We start from the raw sequence: 15110 nt of genomic DNA on the forward strand, positions 1-15110 counted from the left end.
AATACTTAAAATTAGAGGCTCTAAGTTTCGTCTTATGAGTGTAATTTTCTACTTTTGCAAAAAAATTAAAATAACCCTTATGTTATCAGTATCTAACCTTTCAGTACAATTTGGTAAACGCGTTCTTTTTGATGAAGTAAATACCACCTTTAATAATGGTAATTGCTACGGTATAATTGGTGCCAATGGTTCTGGGAAATCTACATTTTTAAAGATTATTTCTGGACAACAAGAGCCAACATCTGGTCATGTGTCTTTAGAAACAGGTAAACGTATGTCTGTGTTGGAGCAAAATCATAATTTATATGACGAGCATACAGTTTTGGAAACGATTTTGATGGGTAACAAACCCCTATTCAAAATTAAAACTGAGATTGATGCACTTTATGCTGATTATACGGATGAGAATGCTGATAAAATAGGTGAGCTTCAAGTTAAATTTGAAGAAATGGATGGTTGGAATGCCGATAGTAATGCAGCTTCCATGTTATCTAATTTAGGTATTAAAGAAGAGTTTCATCATACTTTGATGGCAGATTTAGATGGAAAACAAAAAGTACGTGTATTATTGGCACAGGCTTTATTTGGAAATCCTGACGTACTGATTATGGATGAGCCTACCAATGATTTAGATTATGAAACCATTTCGTGGCTAGAAAACTTTTTGGCAAATTATGATAACTGTGTTATTGTAGTATCGCATGATAGACACTTTTTAGATGCGGTTTGTACGCATATCTCAGATATTGACTTCGGAAAAATAAATCATTATTCTGGGAACTATACGTTTTGGTATGAGTCTTCTCAATTAGCAGCAAGACAGCATGCACAACAAAACAAAAAAGCCGAAGAAAAGAAAAAAGAATTAGAAGAGTTTATACGTCGTTTTTCTGCCAATGTTGCAAAAAGTAAGCAAGCAACTAGTAGAAAGAAAATGATTGAAAAGCTTAATATTGGTGATATTAGACGAACAAGTCGTCGCTACCCGGCTATTATTTTTGAACGTGAAAGAGAAGCTGGTGATCAAATATTAAATATTGAAGGCTTAGCAGCGTCTACCGAAGGTGAAGTCTTATTTAAAAACATTGATTTAAATCTAGCAAAAGGCGATAAAGTTGTTGTGTTTTCTAGAGATTCTAGAGCTACAACGGCTTTTTATCAAATACTGAATAACAAAGAAAAAGCTGATGCTGGTAAGTTCATGTGGGGTGTTACAACCACACAATCCTATTTGCCTTTGGATAATAGTGAGTTTTTTGATAATGAGTTAACGTTAATAGATTGGTTGCGCCAATGGGCAACTACAGAAGAAGAGCGCGAAGAAGTAAATATCCGTGGGTTTTTAGGAAAAATGATTTTTAGTGGGGAAGAGGCTTTTAAGAAATCTTCCGTATTATCAGGGGGTGAAAAAGTAAGATGTATGCTGTCTCGTATGATGATGATGAGAGCTAACGTGTTACAATTAGACGAACCAACTAATCATTTAGATTTAGAAAGTATTACAGCGTTTAATAACTCGCTTAAAAACTTTAAAGGCACCATATTATTTACAACGCATGACCATGAGTTTGCTCAAACTGTTGCAAATAGAGTGGTGGAGTTAACCCCAAATGGCGTTATAGACCGTTACACAACATTTGATGAATACATGCAAGACAAAAAGATTAAGGAATTGCGTGATAAAATGTATGCGGTTACTGCGTAATTATAACGTAATTTATTTTTCTCTCCTTTGGAAAGTTACTTCAAAGAGATAGAAAGCATCAAGATTGTAATTCTGAAGTAATATTTTCAACAACTAAAACAGCTTTATCAAGTTCATCTTTATGGACAAAAATTTGTTTAAGTATTGAATTAGAAGAGCCAAAAAGAGGGGTAAGCCCTGAATCGGTTTGGTCTTTTATAACAGGAATTATGTCTTCTTTCTCTAAATCAGCAACAATACGTTGTGCAATAATAATATCACCAGTAAATACTTTAATGTAGTTTGACATAGCTATAAGTTTTAAAGAGTCCTTCTTAAAGGTACGAAAAAAATGAATACCATTAATAGGTTAAGTAGAATAGTCTATAATTCTGAAACCGCTCAAAAAGACCCTATTAGCCCAATTTTGTCACCTGTAAAACTTAATCTCCAACTTATGAGCTTTTCTTTTTTGTTATACTTGTAAGAATTTGAATTGAACATGAACTTATCTATGCTATCTACCACAACAATGCTTAATACAGCAGCAACTCCAACATCCGTTGGCCAATGTGCTCCAGCAAATAGTCTTGAAATTGGAGCGACAGACCCTAAAGTGTATATACCAATTTTTGTCCAAGTATTATCAAACTGTTTAGCAATAGCATGAGCCATTGTAACCGATAATACCGTATGACCAGATGGAAAAGAGTGAAGTCCTGGTTCTCTAGACCAAAACCTAAATTCGGTACTTTTTAGACCATTTTTAGGGCGGCTTCTACCAAAAGCAGTTTTACTTAAACTTTGAATTATACCAGAGGTAAAAGAAGATGAGATAATTAAAATACTGGTTTTTCTTATTTTTTCGTTTTTAGTAAATAATCCGACTCCATACAATCCAGCATTAGCAATAAAATAAACTTGTGGGCTTCCAAAACGTGTCCCTACTTCTTGAAATAAAATGGGAACATGTGGTTCATTTCGAATAAATAGTTCGCTGGCCTCATCGTCAATTGTTGAAAGCGCCAAAGCACTTACTAAAACAGTGGCTAGCGTTGATAAATCCTTCTTTTTCCAATGAAAAGGTCTAGAGAAGGAATGACCAACATTTTTGATTCCATTTTTTAAATCATATAACGCTAGCTTGCCAATAGATGAAGTATCTGCTGTTTTTTCTGTTGCTAAAAATTGTTGCGCATTTAATTTGCATGAACAAAAGATTATTAAGCTGAATACTAAGAGTTTTTTCAAAATAAAATTACCTTAGTTCAGCGCCAAGTTGCTTTTCAAAGTTTGATTGAAGCTTAGACATAATCTTGTCTATTTGCTTATCGGTAAGCGTTTTGTTTTCATCTTGTAAAGTAAAACTAACGGCATAACTCTTTTTACCTTTAGGTAAGTTTTTGCCTTGATAAACATCAAACAAATTAACATCTTTAAGTAATTGTTTTTCAGTTTGTTTGGAAATCTTATATATAGCGTCAAATGAAATATTATCGTCTAATAATAAAGCAAAATCACGGCGAACCTCAGGATATTTTGGAATCGATTTAAACTTAATGTTATTGCGCTTTAACACATCTAAAATAGCATCCCAATTAAAATCAGCAAAAACTACTTCTTGAGAAATATCAAAATGTTTTAATACGGGTTTCTTTATCAAACCAAAATCGACCAGTTTGTTTTTTCCTAATCCTAAAGTTAGTCCTTCTGCAAATAAATCATTGCTAATTGGTGATTCTTTGAATCTAGAAATGCCCAAACGCTCAAGAATAGAAATGATAAGTCCTTTCATTAAAAAGAAATCACTTTTTTTACTGGGACTATGCCAATTTTCTGAATTTTGATTCCCCGTTACAAGAATGGATAAATGTTTAAACTCTTCTCTTTTATCACCAAAACCATGGTATGTTTTTCCGAATTCAAATAGTTTTAAATCAGAGCGTTTTCTGTTAATGTTAAATGATACTGCTTCTAATCCCGAAAATAATAACGACTGTCTTAAAACAGACAAATCATTACTTAAAGGGTTAAGCATAGTTATATTATGTTCTTCTTTTAGTTGTTCGCTTAAAGCAACATAATTAGGTGTGGTGAGCGAATTTGAAAGGATTTCAAAAAAACCTTGGGCCGCTAATTGGTTACCAATTACATTTTGAATTTTATAATCTTCAAAACGAGATGTATTAGAAATAGAAGCGTTTAATTTTTCTGTAGTTTTAATATTGTTGTACCCATAAACCCTTAATATTTCTTCAATAATATCAGCTTCACGTTGTACATCATTCCTATATGCGGGCACGGTTAAGCCTAAACCGGCTTCAGTAACATTGTTTACTTTTATATCTAAGGATGTTAAAATACGTTTAATGATTTCTTTCGGGATTTCTTCTCCAATTAATTTTTTGGCGTTTTCAAAACTTAAACGAACCTCGAAATCTTTAATTTTTTTAGGGTAGACATCAATAATATCGCTGGTTATTTCGCCGCCAGCTATCTCTTGAATTAATAAAGCGGCTCGTTTTAAAGCATATTCAGTAATATTTGGGTCTATACCACGCTCAAATCTAAATGAGGCGTCTGTATTTAGCGCATGGCGTTTAGCCGTTTTACGAATGCTTACAGGGTTAAAATAGGCGCTTTCTAAAAATATGCTGGTTGTGTTTTCTGTAACTCCAGAATCAATACCTCCAAAAACACCGGCAATACACATTGGTTTTTCAGCATCACAAATCATTAGGTCATCTTCATGCAATTCGCGTTCAACACCATCTAAAGTTACAAACTTGGTACCTGCTTTTAAGGTTTTAACTTCTACCTTATTGCCAGACATTTTTACAGTATCAAAGGCATGTAAAGGCTGTCCTAGTTCATGTAACACATAATTTGTGGCATCAACAATATTGTTAATAGGGCTTAATCCAATAGCTTTCAAGCGGTGCTGCAACCAAGCAGGAGATTCTTTAACTTTTAAACCAGAAATGGTAACACCGCAATAGCGCGGTGCTAAATCTTTGTTTATAACATTCACATCTATTTTTAAAGTGCGGTTATCAACATGAAACGCACTTACAGAAGGCGTAATCAATTCTAAATTAATATCCTTTTGCACCAAACCTGCTTTTAAATCGCGAGCAGTACCCAGATGGCTCATGGCATCTGCTCGGTTTGGTGTTAAACCAATTTCAAAAACTTGGTCGTTTTCAATATCAAAAATATTGGCAGCAAGTGTACCTATCTTAATTTTATCATCTAATACTAAAATACCGTCATGTGATTTTCCTAATCCTAGTTCATCTTCGGCGCAAATCATTCCGAAGCTTTCTTCACCTCTAATTTTTCCTTTTTTTATGGTCCAAGATTCACCTTCTTCGGTATATAAAGTCGTTCCAATTGTTGCAACAGGTACTTTTTGTCCAGCAGCAACATTAGGTGCTCCACATACAATTTGTAAATGAGAATCTCCTCCAACATCTACAGTGGTAACTTTAAGTTTGTCTGCATTTGGATGTTTAACACAGGTTAACACTTCGCCAACTACAATACCCTCTAATCCACCTTTTACAGATTGATAGACATCAACACCTTCAACTTCAAGTCCTAAATCTGTGAGTAATTCGCTGGTTTGTTCTGGTGTCCAATCTGTTTTAATAAATTGTTTTAACCAATTGTATGAAATCTTCATAAATCATTATCGTATTAAGCGAGCAAAGATAAAATATTGCTGTCAGCATTCAAACAAAGCATGAAAGTTTATATGGATAAAGTATTTAATAAGTATGGGGTAAATCTTCAAGCATTTCATTGTAATCATACTGTAAATCTTCATGTAAACCAGAAATAATCTTTTTTGCCAAAAGTAATTGGCGGTTGTACATGTTGAGTAGTTGTGTGCTGCGTGTTATGCTGGGAGAGTAGTCTTTTAGTATTTGGCAGAAATAAATGAGTAATTCGGCTTCTGTTTCTTTTTTTTGAGAATACCGAACATACTTTTTTACGTTACGAAGAATTTTACGAACACTTTTTCTTATATAAAAATAGCTGTCGCGATTTATGATTTCGAACTCATCATCCATGTAGGTCTTTACGGATTGTATATAGCCTTCTTCATGTTCCGATTCAAATAATAAATAGGTGAGGAGTTCTTTATTTTCCTTTTTAAAACGAGATAGTCTTAAGCAGAGTGCTATTAATTCTTCTTTAGATTGATGTTGTAATTCTTTTTTAATAGTAACTACCGATACAGCTTTCATATTGAAAAGGAACTATCTCAGTTTAGGAAAATCATTAGGATTCGATTCGTGCATAACCCCATAAACTGCTTCAAAAATATCTTCGGCAGAAGGCTTCGAGAAATAATCGCCATCGTTACCGTAAGCTGGTCTGTGTGCTTTTGCTGTTAACGTTTTTGGCGAACTATCTAAATATTGAAACCCGTTTTGGGTATTTAAAATTTGATCTAAAATATATGCCGATGCACCTCCGGGAACGTCTTCATCAATAATCATAATTCGATTTGTCTTCGCAATGCTTTTAACAATATCATGATTCAAATCAAATGGAATTAATGATTGCACATCTATAATTTCAGCATCAATACCAACGGCTAATAAATCTTTTGCGGTTTGTTCAACAATACGCAATGTAGAGCCGTACGATACCAAAGTAATATCTGAGCCTTCTTTTATAGTTTCAACAACTCCAATAGGTGTTTTGATAGCGCTCAGGTTGTTTGGCATTTTTTCTTTTAATCGATAACCATTTAAACATTCTATAACAATAGCAGGGTCATCTCCAAGTAAAAGGGTGTTGTAGAAACCGGCAGCTTTAGTCATGTTTCTGGGCACTAGTAAATTAACGCCTTTTACCAAGTTTAAAACACCGCCCATTGGCGAACCAGAATGCCATATACCTTCAAGCCTGTGTCCACGTGTTCTAATTATTAAAGGTGCTTTTTGCCTGCCCTTAGTTCTATAATGTAAAGTTGCTAAATCGTCGCTTATTATTTGTAATGCGTAGAGTATATAATCTAAATACTGAATTTCGGCAATGGGTCTTAATCCGCGTAACGCCATGCCAATACCTTGACCAACAATAGTAGCTTCCCGAATACCTGTATCAGCAACACGTAGTTCTCCATATTTATCTTGTAAACCTTCCAGTCCTTGATTTACATCACCAATGTTCCCAGTGTCTTCCCCAAAAACTAAGGCTTCAGGGTAATTATTAAAAATAGCATCAAAATTATCACGAATAATAATACGACCGTCAACAAGTTCGGCATCGTCATTATAAGTAGGTTTTGTTTCTTTTATTCGAATATTTGAACCTTGCGTTTCAGAATATAAATGTGAACTAAACTTAGGCTGAATATTTTCAAACATCTTATCAATCCAATTGCTAAGTACTTTTTTTTCAGCAAATGATTCTCCAACAGTATAACGTAAAGCTTTTCTAGCATGCGAAAAAATATCTTTACGAGTAGGTTCTCCTTTGTTAGCTAAACTCTCATGAATTTTTAATAAGAACACCCTATTAATACTTATGTTAGCAACTTGCTTAAGAATAGATAATAATTCTTGGTGTTCTTTTTTTACAGGCTTTAAAAAGGTGTTCCATGCATTTTTTCTAGCTTCTCTAACTTCTCGTTTTGCAGCACGCTCAATTTCAATTAGTGTTTCATTTGTAGCAATGCCACTTTCAATAATCCATTTACGCATTTTTGCCTTACAATCATGACTCGTTTCCCATTCTAATCGCTCGGCGCTTTTATAACGCTCATGGGACCCTGAAGTAGAGTGACCTTGAGGTTGTGTAAGCTCTAAAACGTGAATTAAAACAGGGACATGTTCTTCTCTTGCAATCGCGGCAGCCTCTTGATAGGTTTCAATAAGGTTAGCATAATCCCAACCTTTTACACGCAGAATTTCAAATCCTTTAAGATTCTTATCACGTTGAAATCCTTTTAAGACTTCTGAAATATTCTCTTTAGTGGTGTGGTGTTTTGCATGTACAGAAATACCATATTCATCATCCCAAACACTTACTACCATGGGTACTTGTAAAACACCAGCCGCATTTATGGTTTCAAAAAATAGACCCTCGCTAGTACTCGCATTGCCAATAGTGCCCCAAGCAACTTCATTACCTTTTTTAGAAAAGTTCGTGGTGTTTATACCATCAACTTCTCTGAAAATCTTAGAAGCCTGAGCTAAACCTAATAATCGAGGCATTTGTGAAGCAGTAGGAGAGATGTCTGCACTAGAATTATATTGTGCAGTAAGATCTTTCCAACTACCATTAGTATTTAAACTATGGGTTACAAAATGCCCTCCCATTTGCCGACCTGCCGACATGGGTTCATGTTCCAAATTGGTATTAGCATATAGACCAGCAAAAAACTGTTCCATTGTTAGTTCTCCAATGGCCATCATAAAGGTTTGGTCACGATAATAACCCGATCTCCAATCACCTTTTAGGAATGCCTTTGCCATAGCTAATTGTGGCACTTCTTTTCCGTCACCAAAAATTCCAAACTTTGCTTTACCAGTTAATACCTCTCGACGTCCTAATAAGCTACATTCTCGACTTTCAACAGCTATTTTATAATCAGCTATAACTTCTGTTTTAAAATCTTCGAACGATAAGTTGTTTTTCAAATTGGGTATGGTTTGCATGGAAGAATGCTTTATATGTTTACAAAAATAGTAAAAACCAAGCTTTTTTACAATTATATCAACCTGTTATTTGTTGCGATATCAATAAAAAAATAAATTTAAAACGATTTTTGTTGAATATTATTTATTTAAATCATTGTTTAAATGATAATAGTTCAATATTTTATTTAGTACCATCGCCTTCTAAAGAGCCCTAAAAGTGATTGTGGATCTACTGTGAATTTGAATCTAATCCTTTGATCGTAATTAGGTTGGCCAATTTCCCAACCAAGATTTGAATAGATAGGAAGATAAATTTCAAAATAGTCTGTAACTAAATTTATTCTTATTCCAGAATCATAAACAAAATTTGCTGGTTTATGCTTGTTTTTTACAAGACCAATGTCCCCATAAGCTAATACATATTTCCAGAGTGTTGTACTGGCGTTAAGCGTTGTTATCCATTGATTAGCGAAAGGGGTATCTAATTTCGATTTAAACCCTCCTTCGGCTTCAATATATTGTTGACTGAAAATGCCTTCATCTTCAGATCGACCTAAATAGTTGTAGTCGAATAAATAATCGGTAGGTCGGTCTAACGCAAAACTAAAATAGGGGGAATTAGAGTTTGTGTTATTCTTTAAAAAAGCCCCAGAAAATGCCCGAATATTCAATTGTCTGTTACTTTCAAATAATCGTCTGTATTCGTAGTTGAAAGCTAACTTACTAAACTTTTTACCTACTTGAAAATCGGTATACCATTTCTTGAAATGTATCAGGTTGTCATTTGAATTGATATAGCGTAAATTAACAATATTATAATTAGGTTCACTGCTTGTTAAAATATTGTTGTCATCTTTATCTCTATTAATATTTACATATCTTAAAAATAAAGACTTTCGTTTGTTGGAGCGGAAATCATCATATTGCCTAAAATGAAATTGTATTATAGGTACTATTTTGCTAACAAACAAATCTTCAGCATATGATGAATAACCAGCAGAAATACCATAATTAATATAATATAGGTTGCTGTTTTCAAAATAATGATTTTTTGAAACGGCCGCCGAACCTGTAATTGTTCTTGATTTTAAAGAGTACCTAGGTGCTATTTTATAGTTAAAAAGCTTTCTTAACAATGTTTTGTTATAAAGTTTTCCGCCTAAAGTGAAACCGTCGTAAATGTTATTAAACTCAACTATAGGCATAAAAAAGACCTGATTATAATTGGGGTCTTCAATATCTTGAAAAAGTCTAAATTGCAATGGCTTATTATTAAAAAAATACCCTTTTAATGATTTCCAGTTATCTCGTAAATTAATTTCAGGAATAACGCTATTATAGTTTAAAACTAGCTTATTTGCGTCGTTTCTAGGAATGGTTAATGTTTTGTTTTTATTGATGTTTTCAACCCAAATTTTAGACACAATACTGTCATTGTTTAAGCTGTATAGCGAAACAGGCATGCTGTTTTTACGTTTATTTTTTATGGTTAAAGTAATGGAATCTTCAGTTTTTATAACCTTTCTTATTTTGAAATCTATCTTTTTTCGGGTGGTTAAGTAATCATTAAAAAACCAATTTATGTCTTTATTGGTTTTTGATTTTATATAAATTTCAAAATCTTTAGCACTAGTAGGGATTAATTTATTTTCACTTAAAAACGATTCTATACTGTTTTCAACAATATCACTGTTTACAAAATCATCTAAATATTTAAGTCCAACTCCAGCTTTATATTTATTTGCAATATTTTTATTAAATTTTAACAACGAATCTTTTTGCATAGCCAAGGGTTGGTCTCTATTGGTTCTTGCCATTAGCATAAATGCTAAAATGTATTTATCGTTAAATTTCATGTCTGATGCATGAAAAGATCGAACGCCCCAAAAATCGGCAATAGATCCAAGAAATTTCATGTTTGGGTAGTGTTCCTCGACGTAACTCATTAAATAATATATCTGGATACCATCTAATAGCCATTGTTCTTTTCGTGGATTTACCAGAAGTGTATTTTCGAGGTAATTGTGTAAAGCAATCTTTAAAAGCCTTAATTCATATTGAAAGTGATTGGGATAGAGTTGTACAAAACTTGGTAAAAAATTCAAACCATAAACGGGGTCTTTATCGTAATCAATTTGCGTTAATAACAGTCTTTTGTGAGGGTAAGTACCGAGGTTATTAAAAATAAATTTCGTGATTTTTTCAGTGATTAAAACTTTATCTATAATCTCAAGACCTTCATCATTTATATTTGAAACAATAGCAAGGTCGTCTGCTTGCAATGTTTTAAAATCAGATTTTTTACTAAGAAATAATTTATTGTTTATTCTGTTTTCTCCTTTTAAGTTAACTATTTGTTTGTTAGTAAGTTGTATTATGTTACTTGTATCTAATTCTGAAGTTAAAGCGTAACCATTTGGGTGTTCAATCTGTAATAAAACTTCAGATTTTGGAACAAATAAGTCATCCAAATTTTTATTGCTATAATATTGCCATTCGCCATTATAAATTGCTGGTGTAATGTACCAGTATCTCAAATTTAAATCTCCAGAATCTGTTATGCCATAACCTGTGAACTTGGCATTTGGTATTTGCACAAGATATTCTAATTGTATAGTGTAAGTGTCATTTGGTTTTAAAGGTGTTTTTAATTCAACCTTAATAACGTCTATTTGATTTTTAAGTTGCTTATATATTAAGTCTTCGTTATTTTGTTTGATAGACGTAATGACGGAAAAACCTCTGTCTTCGTTTTTTGCTAAATGAAAATCGTTTTTGTATTCATCAGCAATACGAATAGCTAATGGTGTTTTTTTTGTAGCAAAGCTATTATTCCAATCGTTTAGATAAATTGTTTGCAATTCATCTTGTGAAGTATTATGATAATGAATGGTTTGCGATATTTTGATTTGTTTATTCTCTATATCAAAAACCGCCTTTACTTCAATTTTGTTTTGAGAAAAACTGGTAAAAGATATTAGAGAGAAAATGATACAATAAAATAAGCGCAATTTCAATTTTTCAATAGCATTAAATGGTTAATAATTCTTTGGTATGAGGCTCTGCAATATAGCAAAATATGACGGCTTAATCTTTTTTATGATTGTATTATCACAATATTTAACATTCAAAAGAATGTTGTTATATTAAAAATTAGGACTCAAGGCGGACTTTTTATAGAAGTCATCAAGTATGTCTATTACTTCATCTTCGGTATCAACTACATGAATCAAATCCAAATCTTTTTTACTGATGTTTTCAAATGTGCTTAAGAGTGTCTTTTTTACCCAATCTATTAAACCATCCCAAAAATCAGTGCCAACAAGTACTATAGGGAATTTTCCAATTTTATGCGTTTGTATAAGTGTCATGGCTTCAAACAGCTCGTCTAGCGTACCAAAACCACCTGGCATGACTACAAAACCTTGGGAATACTTTACGAACATAACTTTTCTAACAAAGAAATAATCAAAATCTAAACTTTTATCTTGGTCTATATAGGGGTTGTCATGCTGCTCGAAAGGTAATTCTATATTAAGCCCAACAGATGTTCCACCTGCTAAATGCGCACCTTTGTTACCTGCTTCCATAATGCCAGGGCCACCGCCAGTAATGACCCCGTAACCAGCCTCTACAATGCGTTTGGCAATATTTTCTGCTAATAAGTAATATTTATTATCTGGCTTTGTTCTTGCTGACCCAAATATGGATACACAAGGTCCTATTTTACTGAGTTTTTCATAGCCATTAACAAACTCGCCCATGATTTTGAATATAGCCCAAGAATCGTTTGTTTTTATTTCATTCCAACCTTTATGGTGTTTTTCTGTTCTCATTGTTTTTAAGTCTTTAGTCTAAAGCAATTAGACGTTAGTTTTTTTTTTTCTATTTAAGCGTCTAAAGTCAAAGGACTAAAGACTGATTAGCTATTTCAATTCTTTTCTAAGGAATTTAGCGGTATAACTTTTTTTGTGTTTTGCAACCGTTTCTGGAGTACCTTCAACAATTATTTCGCCACCACCTTTTCCGCCTTCGTAGCCAATATCTATAATATAATCTACGGTTTTAATAACATCTAAATTGTGTTCTATAATAAGAACGGTATTGCCTTTGTCGGCTAACTTATTAAGTACTATCATGAGTACTCTAATATCTTCAAAGTGCAAACCCGTAGTGGGTTCGTCTAAAATATAAAAGGTATTTCCTGTGTCTCTTTTTGAAAGTTCTGTAGCAAGTTTTATACGTTGCGCTTCACCACCAGAAAGGGTTGTGCTTTGTTGCCCCAGAGTAATATATCCTAAACCAACATCTACAATTGTTTTAAGCTTTTTATGGATTTTAGGAATGTGCTCAAAAAACGCGACAGCTTCATTCATGGTCATGTTTAGCACATCGCTAATTGATTTTCCTTTATAGCGAATTTCTAAAGTTTCGCGATTAAAGCGTTTGCCTTGGCAGGTTTCGCATTCTACATAAACATCCGGAAGAAAATTCATTTCAATAACCCGCAAACCACCACCTTGACAGGTTTCACAGCGTCCACCTTTTACATTAAAACTAAAACGCCCTGCTTTGTAACCACGAATCATAGCTTCTGGTATTTTAGCAAATAGTGCTCTTATTTCGCTAAAAGTCCCAGTGTAGGTTGCAGGGTTGCTTCTAGGTGTTCTTCCAATTGGCGATTGGTTAATATCAATAACCTTATCAATATGCTCTAAACCTTTAATGCTTTTATAAGGCATTGGTTTTTTTACACCATTAAAATAATATGCATTTAAAATGGGGTAAAGCGTTTCGTTAATCAATGTAGATTTACCACTTCCTGAAACGCCAGTAACACCAATCATTTCTCCTAGAGGCAATTTAATAGATACGTTTTTAAGATTGTTTCCTGTACAGCCTTTAAGTTCTAAGAATTTACCATTTCCTTTTCTGCGTTTTTTAGGGACTTCAATTTCTTTTTTACCGTTTAAATAATCTGCAGTAAGGGTGTCGTGGGTTTTTAATTCATCAGGATTTCCAATGCTAATAATTTCTCCACCGTATTTCCCTGCTTTTGGACCAATATCTATTACATAATCGGCACGTTCAATCATGTCTTTATCATGCTCAACAACGATGACTGAATTCCCAATATCACGGAGCGATATTAAAGAATTTATAAGTTTTTCATTATCACGTTGATGCAAACCAATACTTGGTTCATCTAATATATAAAGTACACCTACTAATTGTGATCCAATTTGCGTGGCTAATCGAATACGTTGAGCTTCACCGCCGGATAATGATTTTGAACTTCTATTTATGGATAGGTAATCTAAACCAACATCTAATAAAAACTGAAGACGAGATTTTATTTCTTTTATAACTTCTTCAGCAATCTTTAATTGTTTTTCAGAAAGATGTTCTTGCAATTTGTTAAACCAATCGGCGAGTTCAACAATATCTTTATTAGCAAGTTCGGCTATATTTTTGTTGTTTATTTTAAAGTAAAGCGATTCTTTTTTTAAACGAGAACCTTCACAAACTGGACATTTAACTTTATCCATGTAATCTTTTGCCCAACGTTTTAAAGATCTAGATTCTGCTGTTTTATATTGATTATCAATAAAATTGGCAACCCCTTCAAAATCTATTTTATAATCACGAGTAACTCCTAAGGTTTTACTTTCTACTGAAAATTTATCGTTGCCACCATATAAAATGATTTGCTTAGCTTCTTCTGGAATATCTTTATAGGGATCCGTTAATTTAAAATTGAAGCGTTGAGCAATGGTTTCAAACTGTTTAAAAATCCAACTATTTTTTTGAGGGCCATGAGGAGCTAAAGCACCATTTTTTATTGAAAGCGTATGGTCTGGAATGATTTTGTCTTCATTTATTTGATAGAGCGTCCCAATACCGTTACAGTTATCGCAAGCTCCTTTTGGGGAATTGAATGAAAAATTATTAGGCTCTGGGTTTGGGTATGAAACTCCTGAAGATGGACACATTAAATTCCTACTAAAATACCGTGCTTCATTTGTGTCTTGGTCGATAACCAGGAGTACATCTTCGCCATGATACATGGCGGTATTAATGGTTTCGGTTAAGCGTTTATCATTATCAACGGAATCATCAATAACCAATCGGTCAATTACCGTTTCGATATCATGGATTTTGTAGCGATCCAATTTCATGCCTTTTACAATATCACGAATCTCGCCATCTGTTCTTACTTTTACAAAACCTTGTTTGGCAATCTGCTCAAACAATTCGCGATAATGTCCTTTTCTAGAACGTACAACAGGTGCTAAAATATTGATGCGTTTTCCTTTAAAATCTCTAAGAATGAGTTCTTTTATTTGCGCATCGCTATAGCTAATCATTTTGTCGCCTGTGTTGTAACTATAAGCATCACTGGCACGAGCAAAAAGTAAACGCATAAAATCGTAAATTTCGGTAATCGTGCCAACTGTAGAGCGTGGCGATTTACTAGTTGTTTTTTGTTCAATAGCAATAACTGGAGATAAACCATCAATTTTATCAACATCTGGACGTTCTAACCCTCCTAGAAATTGTCTGGCATACGCTGAAAATGTTTCAATATATCTACGTTGTCCTTCTGCATAAATAGTGTCAAAAGCTAATGAGGATTTTCCACTGCCTGATAAACCTGTAATAACTACAAGTTTTTCTCTAGGAATGGATACATCAATGTTTTTAAGATTGTGTACTCTAGCTCCTTTAACTTCAATAAACTCGTTGAAATGGCTCATAAAATCGCA

At 33.4% G+C, this 15110-nt stretch carries 9 protein-coding genes; 1 reads left to right on the forward strand and 8 read right to left on the reverse strand.

Going from position 1 to position 15110, the window contains the following annotated elements; all coding sequences use genetic code 11:
* The first annotated feature begins 79 nt into the window (after positions 1–79).
* Positions 80–1705, forward strand: a complete 1626-nt coding sequence (locus ABD935_RS10010) for an ABC-F family ATP-binding cassette domain-containing protein (RefSeq protein WP_345191855.1) — start codon at positions 80–82, stop codon at positions 1703–1705.
* Between the two features lie 58 nt (positions 1706–1763).
* On the opposite strand, the gene ABD935_RS10015 is transcribed toward ABD935_RS10010, so the two are convergent.
* The 8 genes from ABD935_RS10015 to uvrA form a co-directional block, all read right to left on the reverse strand.
* Complete coding sequence (locus ABD935_RS10015) at positions 1764–1994, reverse strand: putative signal transducing protein (RefSeq protein ID WP_345191856.1); 231 nt, start codon at positions 1992–1994, stop codon at positions 1764–1766.
* 92 nt (positions 1995–2086) lie between these two features.
* Positions 2087–2935, reverse strand: a complete 849-nt coding sequence (locus tag ABD935_RS10020; RefSeq protein ID WP_345191857.1) for a phosphatase PAP2 family protein — start codon at positions 2933–2935, stop codon at positions 2087–2089.
* A gap of 7 nt (positions 2936–2942) precedes the next feature.
* Entirely contained in the window at positions 2943–5369 is a 2427-nt protein-coding gene (gene pheT, locus ABD935_RS10025; protein ID WP_345191859.1) for a phenylalanine--tRNA ligase subunit beta, read from the reverse strand.
* An 85-nt stretch (positions 5370–5454) separates the two neighbouring features.
* Complete coding sequence (locus ABD935_RS10030; protein ID WP_345191860.1) at positions 5455–5937, reverse strand: hypothetical protein; 483 nt, start codon at positions 5935–5937, stop codon at positions 5455–5457.
* A 12-nt stretch (positions 5938–5949) separates the two neighbouring features.
* On the reverse strand, positions 5950–8361 hold the full coding sequence (locus tag ABD935_RS10035) for an alpha-ketoacid dehydrogenase subunit alpha/beta (protein WP_345191862.1): 2412 nt from the start codon (positions 8359–8361) through the stop codon (positions 5950–5952).
* 167 nt (positions 8362–8528) lie between these two features.
* The gene (locus ABD935_RS10040; RefSeq protein ID WP_345191863.1) at positions 8529–11360 is read right to left on the reverse strand and encodes a gluzincin family metallopeptidase; all 2832 of its coding nucleotides are present in this window, start codon (positions 11358–11360) and stop codon (positions 8529–8531) included.
* A gap of 129 nt (positions 11361–11489) precedes the next feature.
* Positions 11490–12179, reverse strand: a complete 690-nt coding sequence (locus tag ABD935_RS10045; RefSeq protein WP_345191865.1) for an LOG family protein — start codon at positions 12177–12179, stop codon at positions 11490–11492.
* Positions 12180–12269: 90 nt separating this feature from the next.
* Positions 12270–15101 (reverse strand): excinuclease ABC subunit UvrA, encoded by a 2832-nt coding sequence (uvrA, locus tag ABD935_RS10050; RefSeq protein WP_345191867.1) that lies wholly within the window; start codon positions 15099–15101, stop codon positions 12270–12272.
* Between the last annotated feature and the right edge of the window lie 9 nt (positions 15102–15110).

The organism is Algibacter agarivorans (genome assembly GCF_039543245.1).
Taxonomy (GTDB): Bacteria; Bacteroidota; Bacteroidia; order Flavobacteriales; family Flavobacteriaceae; genus Algibacter_G; species Algibacter_G agarivorans.